22 protein-coding genes are annotated in these 24242 nt (G+C 51.3%); 17 read left to right on the top strand and 5 right to left on the bottom strand.

Features of this window, described 5'->3' with window-relative positions; all coding sequences use genetic code 11:
* The first annotated feature begins 260 nt into the window (after positions 1–260).
* From OGV77_RS15275 to tus, 4 genes are all read left to right on the top strand, one after another.
* Entirely contained in the window at positions 261–1151 is an 891-nt protein-coding gene (locus OGV77_RS15275) for a matrixin family metalloprotease (protein ID WP_196781241.1), read from the top strand.
* A gap of 206 nt (positions 1152–1357) precedes the next feature.
* Complete coding sequence (locus OGV77_RS15270; RefSeq protein WP_141110890.1) at positions 1358–1630, top strand: hypothetical protein; 273 nt, start codon at positions 1358–1360, stop codon at positions 1628–1630.
* Positions 1631–2253: 623 nt separating this feature from the next.
* Entirely contained in the window at positions 2254–3555 is a 1302-nt protein-coding gene (rstB, locus tag OGV77_RS15265; protein WP_087050586.1) for a two-component system sensor histidine kinase RstB, read from the top strand.
* A 73-nt stretch (positions 3556–3628) separates the two neighbouring features.
* Entirely contained in the window at positions 3629–4558 is a 930-nt protein-coding gene (tus, locus tag OGV77_RS15260; RefSeq protein WP_087050587.1) for a DNA replication terminus site-binding protein, read from the top strand.
* Here tus and fumC read toward each other — a convergent pair.
* Together fumC and fumB are read right to left on the bottom strand one after the other, a co-directional pair.
* Positions 4555–5958 carry a class II fumarate hydratase gene (fumC, locus tag OGV77_RS15255; RefSeq protein WP_087050588.1) on the bottom strand — a complete coding sequence of 468 codons (1404 nt, stop codon included), beginning with the start codon at positions 5956–5958 and terminating at the stop codon, positions 4555–4557. The two genes, tus and fumC, sit on opposite strands and share 4 nt — an antisense overlap.
* Before the next feature lie 141 nt (positions 5959–6099).
* On the bottom strand, positions 6100–7746 hold the full coding sequence (gene fumB, locus OGV77_RS15250; RefSeq protein ID WP_043016407.1) for a class I fumarate hydratase: 1647 nt from the start codon (positions 7744–7746) through the stop codon (positions 6100–6102).
* A 262-nt stretch (positions 7747–8008) separates the two neighbouring features.
* Between fumB and manA the strand changes: the two genes are divergently transcribed.
* On the top strand, positions 8009–9184 hold the full coding sequence (gene manA, locus OGV77_RS15245; protein ID WP_043016408.1) for a mannose-6-phosphate isomerase: 1176 nt from the start codon (positions 8009–8011) through the stop codon (positions 9182–9184).
* Between the two features lie 106 nt (positions 9185–9290).
* Entirely contained in the window at positions 9291–10799 is a 1509-nt protein-coding gene (locus tag OGV77_RS15240) for a YdgA family protein (RefSeq protein WP_181231391.1), read from the top strand.
* Between the two features lie 47 nt (positions 10800–10846).
* Here OGV77_RS15240 and OGV77_RS15235 read toward each other — a convergent pair whose 3' ends face one another.
* Positions 10847–11875 (bottom strand): Mal regulon transcriptional regulator MalI, encoded by a 1029-nt coding sequence (locus tag OGV77_RS15235; protein WP_043016409.1) that lies wholly within the window; start codon positions 11873–11875, stop codon positions 10847–10849.
* A 169-nt stretch (positions 11876–12044) separates the two neighbouring features.
* Here OGV77_RS15235 and malX point away from each other — a divergent pair, with 169 nt between their 5' ends.
* Positions 12045–13637 (top strand): maltose/glucose-specific PTS transporter subunit IIBC, encoded by a 1593-nt coding sequence (gene malX, locus OGV77_RS15230; protein ID WP_075146134.1) that lies wholly within the window; start codon positions 12045–12047, stop codon positions 13635–13637.
* Positions 13638–13647: 10 nt separating this feature from the next.
* Positions 13648–14820, top strand: coding sequence for a MalY/PatB family protein (locus OGV77_RS15225; RefSeq protein WP_087050589.1), 1173 nt, complete (start codon positions 13648–13650; stop codon positions 14818–14820).
* A gap of 45 nt (positions 14821–14865) precedes the next feature.
* On the opposite strand, the gene OGV77_RS15220 is transcribed toward OGV77_RS15225, so the two are convergent.
* Positions 14866–15621, bottom strand: coding sequence for a hypothetical protein (locus tag OGV77_RS15220; RefSeq protein ID WP_231130595.1), 756 nt, complete (start codon positions 15619–15621; stop codon positions 14866–14868).
* 95 nt (positions 15622–15716) lie between these two features.
* On the opposite strand from OGV77_RS15220, the gene add reads away from it, so the two are divergent.
* Positions 15717–16718: an adenosine deaminase gene (gene add / locus OGV77_RS15215; RefSeq protein ID WP_087050591.1), complete on the top strand. Its 1002-nt coding sequence runs from the start codon at positions 15717–15719 to the stop codon at positions 16716–16718.
* A gap of 45 nt (positions 16719–16763) precedes the next feature.
* Here add and OGV77_RS15210 read toward each other — a convergent pair whose 3' ends face one another.
* A complete protein-coding gene (locus OGV77_RS15210) occupies positions 16764–17804 on the bottom strand; it encodes an oxidoreductase (protein ID WP_043016414.1) in 1041 nt (346 codons plus the stop codon).
* Positions 17805–18045: 241 nt separating this feature from the next.
* On the opposite strand from OGV77_RS15210, the gene blr reads away from it, so the two are divergent.
* From blr to rsxG, 8 genes are all read left to right on the top strand, one after another.
* The gene (gene blr, locus OGV77_RS15205; RefSeq protein WP_003029134.1) at positions 18046–18171 is read left to right on the top strand and encodes a division septum protein Blr; all 126 of its coding nucleotides are present in this window, start codon (positions 18046–18048) and stop codon (positions 18169–18171) included.
* Between the two features lie 291 nt (positions 18172–18462).
* On the top strand, positions 18463–18678 hold the full coding sequence (ydgT, locus tag OGV77_RS15200) for a transcription modulator YdgT (protein ID WP_043016415.1): 216 nt from the start codon (positions 18463–18465) through the stop codon (positions 18676–18678).
* Positions 18679–18769: 91 nt separating this feature from the next.
* Positions 18770–19210 (top strand): DUF2569 domain-containing protein, encoded by a 441-nt coding sequence (locus OGV77_RS15195; protein ID WP_047411424.1) that lies wholly within the window; start codon positions 18770–18772, stop codon positions 19208–19210.
* Positions 19211–19286: 76 nt separating this feature from the next.
* A complete protein-coding gene (gene rsxA, locus OGV77_RS15190) occupies positions 19287–19868 on the top strand; it encodes an electron transport complex subunit RsxA (RefSeq protein WP_003029144.1) in 582 nt (193 codons plus the stop codon).
* Positions 19868–20446: an electron transport complex subunit RsxB gene (gene rsxB / locus OGV77_RS15185; protein ID WP_080625148.1), complete on the top strand. Its 579-nt coding sequence runs from the start codon at positions 19868–19870 to the stop codon at positions 20444–20446. The genes rsxA and rsxB overlap by 1 nt, the downstream gene beginning before the upstream one ends.
* Positions 20439–22556, top strand: a complete 2118-nt coding sequence (gene rsxC, locus OGV77_RS15180) for an electron transport complex subunit RsxC (protein ID WP_172863062.1) — start codon at positions 20439–20441, stop codon at positions 22554–22556. The genes rsxB and rsxC overlap by 8 nt, the downstream gene beginning before the upstream one ends.
* A complete protein-coding gene (rsxD, locus tag OGV77_RS15175) occupies positions 22557–23609 on the top strand; it encodes an electron transport complex subunit RsxD (RefSeq protein ID WP_047411434.1) in 1053 nt (350 codons plus the stop codon).
* 9 nt (positions 23610–23618) lie between these two features.
* A complete protein-coding gene (rsxG, locus tag OGV77_RS15170; RefSeq protein ID WP_043016419.1) occupies positions 23619–24239 on the top strand; it encodes an electron transport complex subunit RsxG in 621 nt (206 codons plus the stop codon).
* The last annotated feature ends 3 nt before the right edge of the window (positions 24240–24242 follow it).

Here is a 24242-nt window from a genome sequence, read left to right as displayed (position 1 = left end):
AATGTATCAAAGCCGCATTATACGTCATACGCGCCAGAACACCGAGTGATCATGAAAATGCAAAAAGCTTGTCATTTGCACATACCACATCATGACGATGTGAAAGATGAAATTAATATAATCGTATTACATCCTTAATTTACCTCTAAACCATAATAGTAATACCGCAGATAGTACTTTTTAAAGCGTGTATTTATACACCTTTTTATGAAAGTTCATCTCATCGGTTCTGGCTAACATCTCAATTTCATTAGTTATATTTGGATAATGTTCTTATTCCTCATGATAATTGGCTTTCAGAGATGGGCGCTAAACAAGCTTACAGTGCAGAATCACCCCAAAATCAAAAGAAATGGGAGGATGACATGAAGGAAAGAAAAAAAACAACACCAGCAGCAAACACAACCCACGCCTTGCAGTTTCTCACTGGAGATAATCTGCTGAAAGCTACAGAGAGTCATGTACATACCTTAGGTAAAGGTTTTAAGTGTCGAACCGAAACTCGGGGATACATAACTCCGAACAATAAGAGTCCGTTGGAACTTGTAATTAACAAACCGGCTGGCTTCATTGCTCTCTGGGAAAAAGAAAGCACACTTCATTGGAGATTTCAAGAAGCATCACTTGCGGCATTATCCGACCCAGAAGGAATAAAAGAAAAAGTCAGAGTACTTATTGGAAAAGCACTTTTGGCATGGGGAGATGCTGTTCCGGTAATGTTCTCCGAGCATAAAGATAACTGGGATTTTGAAATAGCAATTCGTAATGTAGATGATTGCGATATCAACGGCTGTACATTAGCAAGTGCCTTCTTCCCAGATGCTGGCCAGCATGAGTTGGTTATCTACCCCAAAATATTCGAGCAGTCTGAGAAAGAGCAAACAGATACGCTCGCCCATGAATTTGGCCATGTGTTCGGGCTTCGTCATTTCTTCGCATTACTCCAGGAACAAGCCTGGCCGGCTGAGATATTTGGTACACATGCCGCATTTTCTATCATGAACTATGGTTCCCTTAGTGAGCTAACAGACACTGACAAGAAAGATTTGAAAAATTTATATGAACTCGCCTGGAATGGCAAACTTACTAATATTAATAAGACACCAATTCGCTTTGTAAGACCACACCACCTAAGTGGATCTTCACCCTAAAACTGAGGAAAAAATTTAGGCGTGCTCGTCCTAAAAAATTGTCAAAAATCAGAAGCTAAATATTGTGAAATATTTAGCACCGCCAACTTAACCATATGGAGTACGTCTACCCATAATATTTTAATAACAATACCTGACAGTTAATTATCATGTTAATGGTGAGAATAGCAATCAACTGAGCATTAATATATATAGTCGAGGTTTTTATGTCTGACAATAATAATCAAGGTGTTGTAATCGATGTCCTTGACGATCTGAAAAAACTAAGTGAATCAGTTAACAGTACAACTCCAAAAGATTTTGAAGATGTATGTATATACTACAGCAAAAATGTAAAAAAACCACTCGATGAAATTTTAGTAACTCTAAACTCTCCTGCGGCTGACATATTATTAAGATGGATTCCATGGATTAAGGATTTTGTGAATATTCTAATGCTGCTTCAGAAATTGCTTGAGAATCGGTGCGAATTAAAATAGGAACAATGTTCATTTTATTGTAAATGAACACACTGTAAGATAACCAGCCTGGAAACTTAATGCGCACCTCGCTCATAACAGCTCTTCAGTTGAACATAACGAGCGAGGTGTGAAACCATCATACACTTCCTGCGGATAAAAAGTTTGTCACAGTGGCATCATGGTAGCGTTACCAACAGGTGAGGTCATGAAGGCCCAACATATATTAACGAGTCACTTCCTATAGTTCCTGTCGAAATCCAGATGCGTGAATTCTGAAAGATGGAAAGCCATCAATTCCGCTTCGTATTCATGTCAAGGCAAGAGATAGGCGTACAGCCGCATCATTACTCTGTTAATTCGATAGCCTCACTCTGGAACACGGTCATAAGGCATAATGAGGTGTTACCGACATCGTCCATATCACATCCTACATACTTATTCATATTGATACTCTCAGTTGGTACTTTCTGTGTTTAGTTCAGGTCAAATGTGTCGTGAGAATGCAGGAAAAAGTTAGACAGTGTACTCTGCCTGCATAACACGCCAGATAGCCTGGCTATCGGCTGATACAACCCTGTTCCCCTGATGTATCTTGTGGGGCGTAGGCACACGCTAATATATTGAACGTTGAGTGATTTTATATGAAGAAGCTGTTTGTACAGTTTTATCTCCTGCTGTTTGTCTGCTTTCTGGTGATGACCCTGTTGGTCGGCCTGGTATATAAATTCACCGCAGAACGCGCGGGCAGGCAGTCGCTCGACGATTTAATGAAAAGCTCGTTGTACCTGATGCGCAGTGAGCTGCGCGAGATCCCACCACGCGACTGGGGGAAAACGCTGAAGGAGATGGATTTGAACCTCTCTTTTGACCTGCGCGTTGAACCGCTGAATAAGTACACACTGGACGCGCCTACCATGCAGCGTTTGCGCGAAGGCGATATCGTTGCGCTTGACGATCAGTACACGTTTATTCAACGGATCCCCCGCAGCCATTATGTACTGGCTGTCGGCCCGGTCCCCTATCTCTATTTTCTCCATCAAATGCGCTTGCTGGACGTCGCGCTGATGGCGTTCATTGCCATCTCGCTGGCCTTCCCGGTACTGATCTGGATGCGCCCACACTGGCAGGAAATGCTCCGACTGGAAGCCGCTGCACAACGCTTTGGGGAGGGACATCTGAGCGAACGCCTCCATTTTGATAGCGGTTCCAGCTTTGAGCGGCTGGGGGTGGCGTTTAACCAGATGGCGGACAACATCAACGCGCTTATCGCCAGTAAGAAACAGCTTATCGATGGTATTGCCCATGAACTTCGTACCCCACTGGTTCGCTTACGTTATCGGCTGGAAATGAGTGATAACCTCACCCTGCAGGAATCTCAGGCACTGAATCGTGATATCGGCCAACTGGAGTCGTTGATCGAAGAGTTACTGACCTACGCCCGGCTGGACCGTCCGCAAAATGAACTAAAGCTCAGCGTACCGGACCTCCCTGTTTGGCTGACAACCCATCTGGAGGATGTGCAAAGCGTGAATCCCCAGCGTGCAGTACGTTTACGTCATCTCAAGAGTGGCGACTACGGTGCACTGGATATGCGCCTGATGGAGCGTGTACTGGATAATCTACTGAATAACGCCCTGCGTTATTGCCAGTCTACGGTGCAAGCGAGCCTGTTATTGCACGGCAGTCAGGCGATGCTGGTTGTGGAAGACGATGGTCCCGGTATTGCACCCGATGCTCGTGAACAGATTTTTGAACCGTTTGTTCGCCTTGACCCCAGCCGCGACCGGGCGACCGGTGGTTGCGGACTTGGGTTAGCCATCGTCCACTCAATTGCTTTGGCAATGGGCGGTACGGTCGTCTGTGATGAAGGTGAACTCGGCGGCGCCCGTTTTACGTTCAGTTGGCCCGTATGGCATAACATTCCTGAATTTTCAGCTGCCTGACCCACATTGCTCGGTGGTCAGGTGGCAGATGTTGTGCTATAAAAAAGTATGTTGTAACTAAAATGGTGAATTTATGGCCCGTTACGATCTCGTCGACCGCCTGAACGGCACCTTCCGCCAGATGGAACAAGAGCTGGCGCTTCTGAACGCAAACCTGTTGCAGCAGACGCTGCTGATTGCGCGCGTCTTTTCGTTACCGGAAGTGGTCAAGGAGGCAGAGCATGCCCCATTGCAACGCATTGATGTTAAGCAGCATTTAGGCAAAGAGGCTGAAACGCTGGCGCTAGGCCACTATCGTCACCTGTTTATCCAGCAACAATCCGAGAATCGTAGCAGCAAAGCGGCCGTCCGCCTGCCAGGAGTGCTGTGTTATCAGGTAGATAGCGCTGCCCAGCGTGTTCTGGAAGAGCAAATACAGCGTATTAACCAGCTAAAAACGACATTCGAGCGTATTGTCACGGTGGAATCCGGGCTGGCGCCGGCAGCACGTTTCGAATGGGTGCATCGCCACCTGCCGGGACTGATTACGCTGAATGCCTATCGCACACTTACACTTGTCAGAGAGCCTGCTACCCTGCGATTCGGCTGGGCCAATAAGCACATTATTAAAAATCTGAAACGCGATGAAGTTCTGCAGCTACTGGAAAAAAGCCTGACGTCACCGCGTAGCGTACACCCCTGGACGCGTGAAGAGTGGCAGGCGAAGCTTGAGCGGGAATATCAGGATGTCGCGGCCCTGGGGCAGCATGCTCGTCTGAAAATCAAACGACCGGTAAAAGTGCAGCCTATCGCCCGCGTCTGGTACAAAGGGGAGCAAAAGCAGGTGCAATATGCCTGCCCGACGCCATTGATCGCGCTAATTAACAACGAAAACGGTATGACCGTACCGGATATCGGCGAGCTACTGAATTACGATGCCGACAATGTTCAGCATCGTTTTAAACCTCAGGCACAGCCGTTGAAATTGATAATTCCCCGACTGCACCTGTACGTTGCTGATTAGCTGCCTGGCCGCATGCTGCCAACCATCAGCTCCGGACGTACCCAACTGTCAAACTCCGCTTCGGTCAGATATCCCAGCGCCAGAGCGGAGGTTTTTAGCGTCAGCCCCTCTTTGTGCGCCTTTTTGGCAATTTCAGCGGCTTTATCATAACCGATATGGGTGTTGAGCGCCGTCACCAGCATCAGCGACTCGTTGAGCAGTTGATCGATTCGCTCACGGTTGGGCTCGATCCCCGTCGCGCAGTGCTGGTTAAAGCTTTCCATACCGTCAGCCAGCAGACGTACCGACTGCAGGAAGTTGTGGATGACCATCGGTCGGTAAACGTTGAGCTCAAAGTTACCTGACGCCCCGCCCATATTGATGGCGACATCGTTGCCCATTACCTGACAGCAAAGCATGGTCAGCGCTTCACACTGGGTGGGATTGACCTTGCCCGGCATGATCGAGCTGCCCGGTTCATTTTCCGGAATCGAAATCTCACCGATACCGCAGCGTGGACCGGATGCCAGCCAGCGTACATCGTTGGCGATTTTCATCAGCGACGCCGCCAGCCCTTTTAGCGCGCCGTGAGCGTGAACCAGGGCATCGCACGTGGCCAGCGCTTCAAATTTATTCGGTGCGGTAACGAACGGCGCACAGGTGATAACCCGCAGTTCATCCGCGACCCGACGGGCATATTCAGGATGTGTGTTCAGTCCGGTGCCTACCGCTGTTCCCCCCAGCGCCAGTTCTGCCACGTGCGGTAAACTGTTTTCAATGTGTCTGAGATTATGTTCGAGCATTGCCACCCAGCCGGAAATCTCCTGGCCAAGCGTAAGTGGGGTTGCATCTTGTAGATGTGTACGACCAATTTTGACGATATCGGCGAAAGCGTGGGACTTATCACTGAGCGTTTTGGTCAACACATTTAATTGCGGGATCAGAGCGTTACGTAGCGCAAGCAGTGCGGCAACGTGCATTGCGGTTGGAAAGACATCATTCGAGCTTTGGCTCTTATTAACATCATCATTGGGGTGTACCTTGCGTTCCATCCCTCGTACGCCGCCCAGTAATTCGCTGGCCCGGTTTGCCAGCACCTCGTTCATGTTCATATTGCTTTGTGTACCAGAGCCGGTTTGCCAGATGGCCAGCGGAAACTCATCACGATGTTTATCCGCCAACACCTCATCTGCGGCCTGCATAATAGCCCTGGCTTTATCCTCCGCCAACAGCCCGAGATCCTGGTTAACCTTTGCAGCGGCGCGTTTCGTCAGCGCCAGCGCATGGATCAGCGAGACCGGCATTTTCTCCGTAGAGATACGAAAATGCTCCAGCGAACGTTGGGTTTGCGCCCCCCAAAGCTTATCGGCAGGGACATCAATTGCCCCCATTGAATCATTCTCGCGGCGTACCGTTACCATTACCTGCTCCTTACATTAACAATTGATTAGGTTATGTTTCGACATTGCCCATTTGCATTGGTCTTATGAGTATTAACGAGGATTAATCTGTCGTTTGGTGGTTCGTGCGGTAAAAAAAACCGCCCCGAAGGGCGGCTGACGTTACTTAACGCAGCGTGCGCACTGCGACGTCTGAATTTGCTTGAAGAAATCGTTGCCTTTGTCATCCACCAGGATAAACGCCGGGAAATCTTCCACTTCAATTTTCCAGATAGCTTCCATCCCGAGTTCAGGGTATTCCACGCACTCCAGACTCTTGATGCTGCCCTGGGCCAGTACCGCAGCGGGGCCGCCAATACTGCCTAAGTAGAAACCGCCATGCTTATGGCAAGCGTCGGTCACCTGCTGGCTACGGTTGCCTTTCGCCAGCATGATCATACTCCCACCAGCGCCCTGGAGCTGGTCAACATACGAGTCCATACGCCCGGCAGTGGTTGGACCAAGCGAACCAGAGGCATAGCCTTCCGGCGTTTTTGCCGGACCGGCGTAGTAGATCGGGTGATCCTTAACATACTGCGGCAAACTTTCGCCGTTATCCAGCCGTTCTTTCAGTTTCGCATGCGCAATATCACGGCCAACAATGATTGTACCGTTAAGCGACAGACGCGTAGATACCGGGTACTGCGACAACTGGGCCAGGATCTCTTTCATCGGGCGATTGAGGTCAACGTGCACCGCTTCCCCCTCTCCCGCCTGGCGCAGCTCTTCTGGTATATATTTGCCAGGATTATGCTCCAGTTTTTCGATCCAGATACCTTCGCGGTTGATCTTAGCTTTGATATTTCTATCGGCTGAGCAAGAAACACCCATACCAACCGGACACGACGCGCCGTGACGCGGCAGACGGATCACGCGGATGTCATGTGCGAAGTACTTCCCACCAAACTGCGCGCCCAGTCCCAAATTCTGCGCCTCAATCAGCAGCTCTTTTTCCAGATCGACATCGCGGAATGCCTGGCCGTGTTCGTTACCTTCGGTCGGCAGCTCATCGTAATATTTAGCCGAGGCCAGTTTCACCGTTTTCAGCGTGGCCTCCGCTGACGTACCACCAATAACAAACGCAATGTGATACGGCGGGCAAGCCGCAGTTCCCAGCGTTCGCATCTTCTCAACCAGGTAATCTTTTAATTTGCCTGGCGTCAGCAGCGCTTTGGTTTCCTGGTACAGATAGGTTTTGTTCGCCGAACCACCGCCTTTGGCAATACACAGGAATTTGTATTCGTCGCCGTCGACGGTATACAAATCTATCTGTGCAGGCAGGTTGGTACCGGTGTTTACCTCTTTATACATATCCAGCGCGGCGTTTTGCGAATAGCGCAGGTTGTCTTCGATGTAGGTGTTATACACCCCCCGCGCCAGCGCAGCTTCATCGCCGCCACCGGTCCAGACGCGCTGACCTTTTTTACCTACGATAATCGCGGTTCCGGTGTCCTGACAGGTAGGCAAAATACCTTTAGCCGCGATATCGGAATTGCGCAGGAATTGCAGGGCCACATATTTGTCGTTTTCACTGGCTTCGGGGTCACGCAGAATATCGGCCACCTGCTGTTGATGCGCAGGACGCAGCATAAACGACGCATCATGAAAGGCCTGACGAGCCAGCAGGGTTAAGGCTTGCGGTGCTATTTTAACAATCTCCTGCCCTTCAAATTCGGCAACGGAGACATGATCGCTGGTCAGCAGATAGTATTCGGTATCATCCTTTTTGAGGGGGAAAGGATGCTGATAATGAAAGGGTTTGTTTGACATTGTGCTCTCACTTACTGCTCGGTCTGGTTATTCTCTGGGCAGATGTTCCATTGCCCTGCTTCCCTGCCGCAGGTCGGATTGTAGAAGTAAGGGCTTTCTGCAACCGGAATTGCTCAGGGTATTAAAAGCGAGTCACCATATCCTACACAATTTTTTAACAAAAACTGAGACAAGTACGACTTTTTACATGTGCAGGTTACTTCCCTCGGGGTTTCTTGGTTTAATAGCCGCAGAAAATTCCACATTGAAACAGGGCTTGAGAATGCAAAAACTCATCAACTCAGTGCAGAACTACGCCTGGGGAAGTAAAACTGCGTTAACGGAACTTTATGGGATTGCCAACCCCACTCAGCAACCGATGGCTGAGTTGTGGATGGGCGCGCATCCGAAAAGCAGCTCGCAGGTTCTGGGCGCTGACGGCCAGAAGGTCGCTCTGCGCGATGTCATCGAACACGATAAATCCGCACTGTTAGGCGATGCCGTTGCCAAACGCTTTGGTGAACTGCCTTTCCTGTTTAAAGTGCTCTGCGCCGCGCAACCTCTTTCGATTCAGGTTCATCCTAACAAGCGCAACTCTGAAATCGGATTTGCCAAAGAAAACGCGGCGGGGATCCCGATGGATGCCGCCGAGCGCAACTACAAAGATCCTAACCACAAGCCGGAACTGGTTTTTGCTTTAACGCCATTTCTGGCGATGAACGCATTTCGCGAGTTCTCAGACATTGTTGCACTGTTACAACCGGTTAGTGCAGCGCACCCGGCTATTGCGCATTTCCTGCAGGAACCGAGCGCAGAACGTCTGAGCTATCTTTTCGCCAGCTTACTGAATATGCAGGATGAGGAGAAATCCCATGCGCTGGCAATCCTGAAATCAGCGCTGAACAGCCAGCAGGGTGAACCCTGGCAAACCATTCGCCTGGTAGCCGACTTCTACCCGAACGACAGCGGGCTCTTCTCCCCGTTGCTGCTCAATGTGGTGAAGCTCAATCCAGGCGAGGCGATGTTCCTGTTTGCCGAAACCCCACACGCCTACCTGCAAGGTGTGGCGCTTGAGGTAATGGCTAACTCGGACAACGTGCTACGCGCCGGACTGACACCAAAATACATTGATATCCCGGAGCTGGTCGCCAATGTTAAGTTTGTCGCCAAACCTGCAAACCAGCTGCTGACCACACCGGTTAAGACCGATGGCGAACTGGACTTCCCCATTCCTGTCGACGATTTCGCCTTCTCCCTGCATGAACTGACCGCCGATGGCACAGAAATCAGTCAGCAAAGTGCGGCTATTTTGTTCTGCATCGAGGGGGAAGCCGTGCTGAGTAAAGGCGAGCAGCGTCTGGTCCTGCTGCCGGGTGAATCGGCCTTTATTAGCGCGAATGAATCGCCGGTAAACGTCAGCGGCAAGGGTCGTTTAGCTCGGGTTTATAACAAGCTGTAGCAAGATACTGATATTTTTAACAACTCTTGCTAAGCTGTAGTGAGTTAAAGACATGTCACTCCTCCAGGCGTCTTCAAACGCCTGGTTTTATTTTATGGATATCAAAATGAAAAAATCGCTGGTAGCTGCGGGTGTGGTGGTTGCACTGGGTATCGTCTGGACGGGCGGAGCCTGGTACACAGGAAAGAAACTCGAAACGCATCTCGCCGAGATGGTGACGCAGGCAAACGATCAGTTAAAACGCTACTCCCCTGAGGCGGGCATTGAACTGAGTTATCAAAACTACCAGCGCGGCGTGTTCAATAGCCAACTGCAGTTGGTGGTAAAACCTATCGCCGGACAGGCTGATTCCTGGCTGAAACCGGGACAAAGCATCGTCCTGAATGAAACCGTGGATCACGGTCCTTTCCCGCTGGCTCAGTTGAAATCACTGAATCTGGTTCCGGCAATGGCCTCCGTGAAAACGACGCTGGTCAATAACGACGTTACCAAACCGTTGTTTGATATTGCCAAAGGTGAGACGCCATTCATCATTAACTCCCGTATTAGCTACAGTGGCGATACCCGTTCCGCTCTCTCTCTCAAGCCACTGAACTATGAGAAAGGCGATGAAAAAGTGGCCTTTAGCGGCGGCGAGTTCCAGTTTACGGCTGACAAAGACGGCAATGCTGTATCGCTGACTGGCGAAGCGCAAAGTGGCCTGGTTAATGCGGTCAATGAGTACGATCAGAAAGTACAGGTTACTTTTAATAACCTGAAAACTGAAGGTTCCAGCAGTATCGCCAGCTTTGGTGAGCGCATCGGCGACCAGAAATTGTCACTCGAAAAACTGTCGATTTCAGTCGAGGGTAAAGAGCTGGCGGTACTGGAAGGTATGGGTATCGATGGCAAATCCGATCTGATCAACGATGGCAAAACCGTAAACAGCCAGCTGGATTACACCCTGAACAGTCTTAAACTTCAGGGCCAGGATATGGGAAGCGGTAAACTGACGCTGAAAGTGGGCCAGATAGACGGTGAAGCGCTGCACCAGTTCAGCCAGCAGTATAGCGCCCAAACCAAAGCGCTGATGTCACAGATTGACGTGGTGCAAAATCCTGAGCTTTATCAGCAGAAAGTCACCGAAGCCTTCTTCAATGCACTGCCAATTCTGATGAAAGGCGAGCCGGTCATTACTATTGCCCCGCTGAGCTGGAAGAACGCAAAAGGTGAAACCGCATTTAATCTGTCCCTGCTGCTAAAAGATCCGACCGCAAACTCCGTGGAGCCGCAAACGCTGGCGCAGGAAGTGGATCGCTCCGTCAAATCACTGGACGCTAAACTGACAATTCCTGTCGATATGGCGACTGAGTTCATGACGCAGATTGCCAAACTGGAAGGATATCAGCAGGAAGAAGCAGCAGGTCTGGCGAAGCAACAGGTTAATGGCCTGGCGGCGATGGGTCAGATGTTCCGTATTACGACGCTGCAGGACAACGTTATCGGCTCCAGCCTGCAATATGCAAACGGCCAGGTAACGCTGAACGGACAAAAAATGCCGCTGGATGAGTTTGTTGGCATGTTCGGTATGCCTTCTCTTACACAGCCGGACGTTCCTGCCATCCCGCAACAGTAATCACTGTTTTATGACTGGCCCGATAGCATTGCTTATCGGGCTTTTTTTTATTTCGCTGCCACCAGCCGAGCGGAAAGTGTCAGATTGCGTGAATGGCCTTCATCGTGGCCAATGCGTTGGAGCATGCGTTCAGCAAGGGTATATCCCATTTCACGAGCGGGCGTACAGGCCCAAATAATAGGGATATCGTCCAGCGCGTTTTCTGCCACATCGGCGAATCCGGCCAACGATATTTGCTGTTCGAAATAACGATCTACGCCAATTTCACCACTCTGACGTCCAGCTCTCATCAGGCCGAACCAGGCGCCTATGGCGATTATTTCGTTGTAGCACACTACCGCGCTGATTGTCGGATTGCGACGCAACAGCGCTGTCACCTCTTCAGCGGCCTGCTTCTGGCTGGATGAACACTCCAGCACCCAGTCGCTATGGAACGGTAAACCATATTTTAGCAACGTGGCACAATAGCCGCCGACGCGCTCTGCGCGGGTCAATGAAGAACTCTGCCCCCCCAGCCAGGCAATACGCTGGTGCCCGTGGCGGATAAGATGTTCAACTAATAACTGGGCAGCCTGCATGTTATCGGGTCTGACGGTGTCAACCTCATCCATGTAGCTGGCGCGTGATGCAAATACTACCGGGATCCCTTTGTCAGCGGCCAGTTGTTGCAGCGCGTCACTGCTGCCGGCAGCTCCGGCAATGACCACGCCATCCACCCCTTGATTGAGCAACATCGCGAAACGCTGCGCCAGCTGTTCGCCATCTTTACCACCATGCAGTAAAAAGACCATGCGCCCCTGCGCTTCTAACGCTTCCGTCAGCCCCGCCGTCAGCTCTGCGTAAAACGGCGTAGACAGATCGCGCACAATCAGACCAATTACCCCGCTTTGCCCGCCACGCAGCGCTGATGCCTGGCGGTTACGCACAAACCCCAGTTGCTCAATAGCAGCATTAACTCGTTCGCCGGTCGCTGATGAAATTCGCCCTTTTCCACTGAGCACTAATGAGACGGTACTGACCGAAACCCCTGCAGCCAGCGCAACATCATGGATGGTTATTTTTTTGGCTATAGCCATAAAAACAGAAAACTCCCTGATAACGTGACGGATAAAACGTTTTATCAATCACTTATATTTATACGCCCTATTATCGTTCGATAATGTGATTTATACCGCACTAAAATTAGGTAAAACGTTTTATCTTCTCGCCATCATTAGTCAGCCAGCTTTTACAAGGAGTCGTTTGATGACGACGAGAACCACACCAAAAATAACGTTATGGGAATTTTTCCAGCAGTTGGGCAAAACCTTTATGTTGCCCGTAGCACTGCTCTCATTTTGCGGGATCATGTTGGGGATCGGCAGCTCGTTAAGCAGCCATGATGTCCTGACGCTGATCCCGGCGTTGGGAAACCCTGTGCTTCAGGCCATCTTCACCTGGATGAGCAAAGTTGGCTCGTTTGCGTTTAGCTTCCTGCCGGTCATGTTCTGTATTGCCATTCCTCTGGGCCTGGCGCGCGAGAACAAAGGTGTTGCGGCGTTTGCCGGTTTTGTCGGTTATGCGGTCATGAACCTTGCCGTCAACTTCTGGTTAACTGCCAAAGGTATCTTACCCACCACAGATGCGGCGATCCTCAAAGCCAACAACGTGCAAAACATTTTGGGGATCCAGTCGATCGACACGGGGATCCTCGGCGCGGTTATTGCCGGGATCATCGTTTGGATGCTGCATGAACGCTTCCACAACATTCGTCTGCCGGACGCGCTGGCCTTCTTCGGCGGTACCCGTTTTGTGCCTATTATCTCTTCAGTGGTGATGGGTCTGGTCGGCCTGGTCATTCCCCTGATTTGGCCGGTTTTCGCCATGGGCATTACCGGACTCGGCCACATCATCAATAGCGCGGGAGAATTTGGTCCTATGCTGTTTGGTACAGGCGAACGCCTGCTGCTGCCTTTCGGCCTGCATCATATTCTGGTGGCATTGATTCGCTTCACCGAAGCTGGCGGCACGCAGGAAGTCTGTGGTCACAGCGTAAGCGGCGCACTGACTATTTTTCAGGCTCAACTGAGCTGCCCAACAACCCAGGGGTTCTCTGAAAGCGCCACTCGCTTCCTGTCCCAGGGTAAAATGCCGGCGTTTCTCGGGGGTTTACCGGGCGCGGCATTAGCCATGTACCACTGCGCACGTCCTGAGAATCGTCATAAGATTAAAGGGTTATTAATCTCTGGTTTGATCGCCTGTGTCATTGGCGGTACCACTGAACCCCTCGAGTTCTTATTCCTGTTCGTCGCCCCGGTACTGTATGTGATCCACGCCCTGCTTACCGGTCTTGGCTTCACCGTGATGGCGGTGCTTGGCGTCACAATCGGTAACACGGACGGTAACCTGATTGACTTCGTGGTGTTCGGTATCCTGCACGGATTGTCCACCAAGTGGTACCTGGTTCCTGTTGTGGCGGCTATTTGGTTCGCGGTGTATTACGTTATCTTCCGCTTCGCTATCACGCGCTTTAATCTCAAAACACCGGGTCGTGAAGTCGAAATTGCCAGCAATATCGAAAAAGTCATGGCTGGAGCGCCGGGTAAATCGGGTTACAACGTCCCCGCCATTCTGGCGGCGCTCGGCGGCGCGGAAAACATAGTCAGCCTGGATAACTGCATCACCCGTCTGCGCTTGTCAGTAAAAGATATGTCGCTTGTTAACGTACAGGCTCTGAAGGACAATCGAGCCATTGGCGTAGTACAACTCAATCAGCATAACCTCCAGGTGGTTATCGGCCCACAGGTCCAGTCGGTAAAAGACGAGATCGCGGTTCTGATGAATACCGTACAGGCGTAAGGACAACATTATGTTTGATTTCTCAAAGGTTGTGGACAGACACGGTACCTGGTGTACCCAGTGGGATTACGTTGCCGACCGTTTTGGTTCAGCAGACCTGCTGCCGTTCACCATTTCCGATATGGATTTTGCCACCGCACCTTGCATTCTGGAGGCGCTGACTCAGCGCCTGTCACATGGCGTGTTGGGTTACAGCCGCTGGAAAAATGATGAATTTCTGGCGGCGATTAGCCACTGGTTTCTCTCGCGTCATAATACCCAAATTGATCCTCAATCGCTGGTTTATGGCCCCTCGGTCATCTATATGGTGTCGGAGCTGATCCGCCAATGGTCCTCAGCAGGCGATGCGGTGGTGATTCATACGCCAGCTTACGACGCGTTTTACAAAGCGATTGAAGGTAATCAGCGCCAGGTGCGCGCTGTCGGACTGGAAAAACGCGCTGACGGTTGGTTTTGCGACATGGCTGCGTTGGAGCAAGCCCTGTCCCTACCTGAAAGCAAAATTCTCCTGCTTTGCAGCCCGCACAATCCAACCGGTAAGGTATGGACGCGCGACGAACTGGAAACCATGGCGGAACTGTGTCAGCGCCACGGTGTAAAAGTCATCTCTGATGAGATCCATATGGATATGGTATGGGCAGACCAGCCGCACATCCCGTGGAGCAACGTCGCGCGCGAAAGCTGGGCGCTGCTCACCTCCGGTTCAAAGAGTTTCAATATTCCGGCATTAACCGGGGCTTACGGAATCATTGAGGATGCGCAAAGCCGTAACGATTATCTCAGCGCGTTAAAAGGCCGCGATGGCCTTTCCTCGCCTGCGGTGTTGGCGCTTACTGCACATATTGCAGCCTACCAGCAAGGCGCTAGCTGGCTTGATGCGCTACGCGATTACCTTGCCAGTAATCTGCACTTTGTTGCCCGTGAGCTAAATAGTGCATTCCCTGAGCTAAACTGGCAGGTTCCGCAATCCACCTATCTGGCATGGATTGACCTGCGCCCGCTCAATATTGATGACCACGCGCTGCAGGATGCGCTCATCCACCAGCAGAAAGTCGCCATCATGCCGGGATACACTTACGGAGAAGAAGGCCGCGGTTTTGTACGCCTCAATGCCGGATGCCCGCGCTCCAAGCTTGAAAAAGGCGTTCAGGGTTTGATTAACGCCATCCGCACAATACGTTAAATAGCAAAGTAAAAGATCGCCACTTGGGCGATCTTTTACTCATTATTAGTTGGTAATTTTCATATGCAGCTGGAATGCGTTGGTTTTCCCTTCATCTTTCGCCGCGCCTTTTTGATATATTCTGATAGTATACTTACCGCTGGCAGGCAGCGTATTTTTATAAGTATCACCGCTCATCATGCCATCAAAAATGAATTGATCGCCCGGTGCAATAATACTCATGAAAGGATGAGGCCAGGCGCTTTTCAGCACTGCTTGCAGGGTCTGCCCTTTTTTGGCGACAAACGTATAATCTTTTGTTTTATCACCCGTAATTGTACCCTTGATATCTGCCCCGCTGGTGCCTTTTTTAAACTGGATCACATGCGTTTCATCCGCTTTATACGCCGCATGCGCAGGTACGGTTGCCAAAAGCAAACCTCCACAGAACATTGTACTGATAATTAACTTTACACTTTTCACTTTATTAATACCCTCAGTCATTATTGTGTTTTTTATAACATACCTCGCTGTGCATTCATAAATGGGAAAGTGTCCATTTTTCGCTATTAGCAATGTTATCCAATTAATATTTGAATAAATTAACACTGAAAGGCAGTGATTAAATAAAATCGAGGGAAATAATCTTAAAAAAAGAAAAAATCCGTCATTAAACACATGCTGTAGAAAATGCGTTATTGCTAACTTTACGCCTGTCTTACCACCGCCAGGCAAAAGCATCATGGTACGATCTGCCGGAACCCCATTCTGTTGGTGCGTTGGCAGCATGGCGAGCAATTTTGCACCACTTGCTTCCCTCACACCCCGAACTCTGCACTGTTTTTTTTAAAGTTTTTAGAGGAACATTTTTCTGTTGTATAATGCCCTGCACTTTACCTAAAAACACGAGTGCAACCATGATTGATACTTCTCTCCCCCTGACCGACGTCCATCGACACCTTGATGGTAACATCCGTGCCCAAACGATCCTGGATCTGGGTCGTCAGTTCAACTTGACGCTTCCGGCGCAAACGCTGGAAACGCTGATCCCTCATGTGCAAGTCACATCAACTGAGCCGGATTTAGTGAGCTTTTTATCCAAGCTCGACTGGGGCGTGAAGGTTCTGGCCTCGCTGGATGCCTGTCGCCGCGTGGCATTTGAGAATATTGAGGATGCGGCACGTAACGGTCTGCACTATGTAGAATTACGTTTTTCTCCAGGCTATATGGCGATGGCGCATCAGCTTCCCGTCGCGGGCGTGGTTGAAGCTGTCATTGCCGGCGTACGCGAAGGTTGCAAGACCTTTGGCGTTGAAGCACGCTTAATTGGCATTATGAGTCGTACCTTCGGCGAAGCTGCCTGTCTGCAGGAACTGGATGCGCTGTTAGCCCACCGCGACCATATTACGGCACTGGATCTGGCTGGTGATGAACTGGGGTTCCCGGGCAGTCTGTTCCTGTCTCACTTCAACCAGGCACGCGACGCCGGCTGGCGTATCACCGTGCATGCGGGCGAAGCTGCGGGCCCCGAAAGCATCTGGCAGGCCATTAAAGAGCTGGGCGCTGAACGTATTGGTCACGGCGTTAAAGCCGTAGAAGATCGTGCGTTGATGGATTATCTCGCCGAGCACCGTATCGGCATCGAATCCTGCCTGACATCAAATATTCAGACCAGCACCGTTGCCTCTCTGGCGACCCATCCGCTGAAAATGTTCCTCGAGCATGGGGTGTTAGCCAGTTTGAATACGGACGACCCGGCTGTTCAGGGGGTGGATATTATTCACGAGTACACCATTGCCGCACCAGCAGCAGGCCTTACGCGCGAACAGATCCGCCAGGCGCAAATCAACGGTCTGGAAATGGCATTCCTGAGTAACGAAGAAAAACGTGCCTTGCGTGAGAAAGTCGCCGCAGCGTAACGATAAAGTGCCGGATGACGTAACGCTTATCCGGCATTAGTTCAATCAGGCAAGGCACAGCGTCGAACGATGTTTTGCGGATTCGATACCCAGCTCAATCAGCTCCATAATTTGGATAGCCTGTCTTGCCGGGACCGGGTTCTCACCGTTACCGTTTAGCGCATCACGAATGCCAGCATAGTACGCCGGATAGTTACCCGGTACGGTAAGCCAGGTTTCTTCAACCTGCTCTTCACCTTCTATTCGCGTCAATACGCCATCGCGCATGTCATAACCCCAGTCTTCCTGAGGCAACCGCTCGCCATTTTTCAAACGCTCTTCCTGCGGGTCAAGACCATACTTCACATAGCTGCCGCGCGATCCGTGCACAATATATCGGGCCGATTCTGCGGCAGCGAGCATGGTACCGTGTAGAATCACTCGCCGCTGCGGATACGTCAGGATGGCATGAAAGTAATCCGTCGCCTGCGCACCGGGGCGCAGTTGGGCGAGGTCTACCGTCAGGCTGACGGGCAAACCAAACAGATTAATCGCCTGATCCAAAAGATGCGGTGCTAAATCGTACCAGATGCCGCTTCCCGGGCCGCCCTGTTCACGCCAGCGGTCACGAACCTGCGGGCGAAAGCGATCGAAATGAGATTCAAAATACGCAACCTCCCCCAAAACGCCATCCGCCAACAAGGCTTTCAGCGTCAGGAAATCACTGTCCCAGCGACGGTTATGGAACACAGATAATACGCGCCCGAGGCTGCGCGCCAGCGCATCCAGCTCACGAGCTTGTGACAGTGTCACGGTGAAAGGCTTATCAACAACCACATGTTTGCCCGCTTCCAGCGCGGCCTTCGCTAACGGGAAGTGCGTGTCATTAGGCGTGGGGATCACTATCAGGTCGATATTGGGATCGTTAAAAAGATGTTTAGGCTCGGCAACAACCGCCACCGTAGGCCAGTCTGCCTTCACTTTTGCTTCATCACTACTGGAAACCGCAGCCAGTTCCAGGCCCGGTGTGCCCACAATCAGGGGGGCATGGAAGGTTTTGCTGGCATAACCATAGCCAATTAGCCCAACGCGGATGTTGTCACTCATGTTATTGCCTCTCAATTCAGGACTGACCTATTTCACACCATACCTTGCTACGTCTCAATAGTTTAATAACCTTTGCGCTACAAAGGTCGTTTCTTAACTTAAGTCAAACATATGCCACTTACGCTTAACTTGCAGCGAAAAAGAGGTAGAAATCGTTCCCAATCATCTTGCTGTATTAATGAGAGATTAGTAACATTTGCAGCCTGTGTTTAAGGATAAATCAAAGCAAATGTCATCAGTAATGAATCGTCTTATTGAATTAACAGGTTGGATTGTTCTCGCCGTCTCCGTAATCCTGCTGGGTGTTGCCAATCATATTGACAATTACCAGCCACCGGAGCCCGTTGCTGCTGTGCAGAAGAAATAAGCGTCGGTAGTCGTTTATTCCCGGCAATTCACATGTAGTAGCTGCAAGGTTTAGCTGCAAAAGATCGAATTCTGTCAAAAAAAGCGAATTAGGCCGCATCCCGCTCCGCCGCATATTGCCTGCTGTGGCGAAGCGGGTTACCCTTGCTGCAGGTGCGTATAGCGCCTGCTTTTTCACAGGTATGAACACTCTTCTTACACTTGCACGTAAATCCGCTTTTACCTGTGCACGTTGTTTATTTTTATATTTTCTACTCCGTTGGTATTATTTTATTTATATGGATCTGCATTTATGACTGTTCAGGATTACTTATTAAAATTCCGCAAAATCAGTTCACTCGATAGTCTGGAAAAACTGTTCGACCATCTTAACTACACGCTCACTGACGATAGCGACATTATCAATATGTACCGTGCCGCAGACCATCGCCGTGCGGAGCTTATCTCGGGAGGTCGTCTGTTTGATGTCGGTCAGGTACCTAAATCAGTCTGGCATTACGTGCAATAAAGAAGAAAGTAGCGCTCAACGTTAAAAGCTTTATAATAATTGCCCCAAAATGAATGGCATGATTGATTGCGCGCGTAAACCTGGAGAAGAGATGACTACCACACCGGCACAACGTATCGGAGGCTGGCTCCTTGGGCCACTGGCCTGGCTGTTAGTCGCGTTGTTGAGCGCTTCGCTGGCGTTACTACTTTATGTCACTGCGCTGGCTACACCGCAAACCTTCAAAATGCTGGGTGAACAAAGTTCGGCCAATTTGCTGTTATGGGGCGTTTCCTTTATTACCGCGATCGCCATGTGGTATTACACGCTGTGGCTGACGATTGCGTTTTTCAAACGCAGAGCCTGTGTGCCTAAACATTATATTCTGTGGCTGCTGATCTCCGTGTTGCTGGCGATTAAAGCGTTTGCGTTTTCACCGGTCCCGGACGCCTTTGCCGTGCGCCAACTGCTGTTCCCATTACTGGCTGCAGCACTGCTGGTGCCCTACTTCAAACGATCGCAGCGCGTTAAATCGACGTTTGTGAACCCGTAATAACCCTACAGTTAACCTGTTGTCGCCTGTTGTAGATTGTCAGATAATAGGCGGCTTTTTTATTTCAGGCCGAAAAATGACTGATTACCTGCTGCTGTTTGTCGGAACTGTACTGGTCAATAACTTTGTACTGGTCAAGTTTCTGGGCCTTTGCCCGTTTATGGGTGTTTCCAAAAAACTGGAAACCGCAATGGGTATGGGCCTTGCCACGACGTTTGTCATGACACTGGCATCCATTTGCGCATGGCTGATTGATACCTGGATCCTAATCCCGCTCAATCTCATCTATCTGCGCACGCTGGCTTTTATTCTGGTTATCGCCGTCGTGGTGCAATTTACCGAGATGGTTGTACGCAAAACCAGCCCTGCACTTTACCGCCTGCTGGGGATCTTCCTTCCGTTGATCACCACTAACTGCGCGGTATTGGGTGTAGCGCTACTGAACATCAACCTCGGTCATAACTTTTTACAGTCGGCGCTATACGGTTTTTCTGCCGCAGTCGGCTTCTCGCTGGTGATGGTACTGTTCGCAGCAATTCGCGAACGTCTCGCCGTGGCGGACGTCCCTGCGCCATTTCGCGGGAATGCGATTGCGCTGATTACCGCCGGTTTAATGTCATTGGCCTTTATGGGCTTTAGTGGTTTGGTGAAGTTGTAATGAATGCTATCTGGATTGCCGTTGCCGCAGTGAGTCTACTGGGTCTGGCGTTCGGCGCTATTTTGGGTTATGCCTCACGACGTTTCGCCGTTGAAGATGATCCGGTTGTGGAGAAAATTGATGAAATTCTCCCGCAAAGCCAGTGTGGACAATGTGGCTATCCGGGCTGTCATCCTTATGCTGAAGCGATCGGCGCTCAGGGTGAAAAAATTAACCGTTGCGCCCCCGGTGGCGAAGCGGTGATGTTAAAAATTGCCGCCCTGCTGAACGTCGATCCGCAGCCGATTGATGGTGATGAACAAGACGTTACGCCCGTGCGTATGCTGGCGGTCATTGATGAAAATAACTGTATCGGTTGCACAAAGTGCATTCAGGCCTGCCCGGTTGATGCGATTGTGGGTGCGACGCGCGCCATGCATACGGTAATGAGCGATCTCTGCACCGGGTGCAACCTGTGCGTTGATCCGTGCCCAACGCAATGTATCGAATTACGTCCGGTAGCCGAAACACCAGATAGCTGGAAATGGGATTTAAACACCATTCCTGTGCGCATCATTCCCGTGGAACAACATGTTTAAGTTATTCTCTGCATTCAGAAAAAACAAAATCTGGGACTTTGATGGCGGCATTCATCCACCAGAAATGAAAACCCAGTCAAACGGCACGCCGTTGCGGCAGGTTCCGCTGGCGCCACGCTTTGTTATTCCGCTGAAGCAACATATTGGCGCGGAAGGTGAGCTGTGCGTAAACGTGGGTGATACCGTACTGCGAGGTCAGGCGTTAACCCTCGGGCGAGGCAAAATGCTTCCGGTCCATGCACCAACGTCAGGCACCGTTGTTGCCATTGCCCCGCACTCTACGGCACACCCATCTGCACTGGCTGAGTTAAGCGTTATCATAGACGCCGATGGCGAAGATCGCTGGATTGAGCGGGATGGCTGGACCGATTACCGCTCCCGCAGCCGGGAAGAGCTGATCGCGCGTATTCACCAGTTCGGCGTTGCCGGACTGGGTGGCGCAGGTTTCCCCACCGGCGTCAAACTACAGGGCGGCGGAGATAAAATTGAAACGCTGATCATCAACGCCGCTGAATGCGAGCCATACATTACGGCTGATGACCGCCTGATGCAGGACTGCGCGGCGCAGGTCGTCGAAGGTATCCGTATCCTTGCGCATATTCTTCAGCCACGCGAAATTTTGGTGGGCATCGAAGATAACAAACCGCAGGCAATTTCTATGCTGCGCGCAGTGCTGGCTGATTCACACGATATTAGCTTACGTGTGATCCCCACTAAGTATCCTTCAGGCGGGGCCAAGCAATTAACACAAATCCTGACTGGCAAGCAGGTTCCCCACGGCGGACGTTCCTCAGATATCGGTGTACTGATGCAAAACGTCGGAACCGCTTATGCCATCAAACGCGCGGTGATTGATGGTGAACCGATCACCGAGCGTGTCGTGACGCTCACTGGTGAAGCCGTCAGCCGTCCGGGCAACGTCTGGGCGCGTTTAGGCACGCCGGTTCGTCATCTGCTCAACGACGCGGGCTTCTGCCCTTCCGCCGACCAGATGGTCATTATGGGCGGACCGCTGATGGGCTTTACGCTGCCGTGGCTGGATGTACCCGTGGTAAAGATTACCAACTGTCTTCTGGCGCCCTCTGCCAGTGAAATGGGGGAAACGCCGGAAGAGAAAGGCTGCATTCGCTGTAGCGCTTGCGCCGATGCCTGCCCAGCCGATCTCCTGCCGCAGCAGCTTTATTGGTTCAGTAAAGGGCAACAGCACGACAAAGCAACGGCTCACAATATCGCCGACTGTATTGAATGCGGTGCCTGCGCCTGGGTATGCCCTAGCAACATTCCACTGGTGCAGTATTTCCGCCAGGAAAAAGCCGAGATTTACGCCATTAGTCAGGAAGAAAAACGTGCCGCCGAAGCAAAAGCACGATTCGAAGCCCGACAGGCACGCCTTGAACGAGAAAAAGCTGCACGTCTTGAACGCCACAAAAGCGCCGCTGCTCAGCCTGCAGCTAAAGATCATGATGCCATTGCCGCCGCGCTGGCTCGCGTAAAAGAAAAGCAGGCCCAGGCAATGCAGCCGGTAGTCATTCAGGCTGGCGAAAAACCTGACAATAGCGCCGTGATTGCCGCACGCGAGGCGCGTAAGGCACAAGCTCGCGCGGCCCGGACTGAAAATCCACCACAAATTGAAGGCAACAGTGCGGGTACAGATCCGCGTAAAGCCGCCGTGGAAGCGGCTATTGCTCGCGCCAAAGCCCGCAAGCTTGAGCAGCAGTCGGAAACGGAAACCGTCGAACCGGTGGATCCGCGAAAAGCCGCCGTGGAAGCGGCTATCGCCCGTGCCAAAGCCCGCAAGCTTGAGCAGCAACCGGAAACGGAAACCGTCGAACCGGTGGATCCGCGCAAAGCCGCCGTGGAAGCGGCTATCGCCCGTGCCAAAGCCCGCAAGCTTGAGCAGCAGCCGGAAGCGGAAACCGTCGAACCGGTGGATCCGCGCAAAGCCGCCGTGGAAGCGGCTATCGCCCGCGCTAAAGCCCGCAAGCTTGAGCAGCAGGCAGTAACGGAAACAGCCGAGCCAGTTGATCCGCGTAAAGCCGCCGTCGCGGCCGCTATCGCACGCGCTCAGGCAAAGAAAGCCGCACAGCAGCAGGTTGTAAACGAGGAATAAATGGTATTCAGAATAGCAAGCTCCCCTTATACCCATAACCAGCGCCAGACATCGCGTATCATGATGCTGGTGTTACTTGCTGCATTGCCGGGGATCGCCGCTCAGCTGTGGTTTTTTGGCTGGGGAACGTTGTTCCAGATAGTTCTGGCAGCCGTCAGCGCTATCGCTGCCGAAGCGGGCGTACTTAAACTGCGTAAACAGCCTATTGTCACGGTATTAAAAGACAACTCTGCATTACTCACCGGGCTGCTACTGGCGGTGAGTATTCCCCCGCTCGCCCCCTGGTGGATGGTGGTTTTAGGCACGGTATTCGCCGTTATCATCGCTAAGCAACTGTATGGCGGCCTCGGCCAGAACCCGTTTAACCCTGCCATGATTGGTTACGTCGTACTGCTTATCTCATTTCCGGTACAGATGACCAGTTGGCTGCCGCCGCATGAAATTGCGGCTACTGTGCCTGGGTTCTTTGACGCCCTTAACGTTATATTTAGTGGACATACCGCCAGCGGCGGGGATATGAACACGTTGCGTATGGGCATTGATGGTATCAGTCAGGCAACGCCTCTCGACACCTTTAAGACTTCGCTGCATGCGGGTCATACTGTTGAGCAGGTGATGCAATACCCAATCTACAGCGGCATGCTTGCAGGCGCTGGCTGGCAGTGGGTTAACCTTGCCTGGCTGGTCGGCGGTGTCATACTGTTATGGCAGAAAGCGATTCGCTGGCATATCCCGGTTAGCTTCCTGCTGTCGCTTGCGGTTTGCGCCACTTTAGGCTGGATTTTCTCGCCAGAATCGCTGGCCTCACCTCAGTTGCACCTCCTTTCCGGCGCGACCATGTTAGGTGCATTTTTTATTCTTACCGATCCCGTTACAGCATCAACCACCAACCGTGGCCGTCTGATTTTTGGCGCGCTTGCAGGCCTGCTCGTGTGGTTGATTCGCAGTTTCGGCGGTTATCCTGATGGCGTCGCCTTTGCCGTATTACTGGCAAATATCACGGTTCCGCTGATTGATTATTACACTCGCCCTCGCGTGTACGGACATCGCTAAGGATTCCCTATGCTGAAAACGATTCGTAAACACGGTATTACACTGGCGCTATTTGCTGCGGGCTCGACGGGGTTAACCGCGGCAATCAATCAATTAACTAAGTCCACTATTGATGAACAGGCCGCGTTGCAGCAAAAAGCGCTGTTCGATCAGGTTCTGCCTGGCGATCGCTACAATAATAACTTGTCTGAGAGTTGTTATCTGGTCGATGCGCCAGCGTTGGGCAAAGGCAGTCACCGGGTGTATATTGCCCGCCAGGACGATCGCCCCGTTGCAGCAGTTCTTGAAGCTACGGCGCCAGATGGTTATTCCGGGGCTATTCAACTGCTGGTTGGCGTCGATTTTACCGGTACCGTGTTGGGTACGCGGGTGACCGAGCATCATGAAACGCCAGGACTGGGCGATAAAATCGAACTGCGACTGTCCGATTGGATAACCCACTTTAGCGGCAAAACGATCGCGGCGGGTAATGATTCCCACTGGGCGGTGAAAAAAGACGGCGGAGACTTTGACCAGTTTACAGGTGCCACCATTACACCGCGTGCGGTAGTGAATGCAGTAAAACGCGCCGGTTTGTATGCGCAGACGCTACCCGCGCAACTTCCTCAACTTAGCGCCTGTGGAGAATAAACC

Origin of the sequence: Citrobacter sp. Ce129, from assembly GCF_030334545.1 — a bacterium.
In the GTDB taxonomy this organism is placed as follows: domain Bacteria; phylum Pseudomonadota; class Gammaproteobacteria; order Enterobacterales; family Enterobacteriaceae; genus Citrobacter; species Citrobacter europaeus.
The sequence above is the reverse complement of the archived record's forward strand: the minus strand, read 5'-3'. Positions and strand labels throughout refer to the sequence as shown.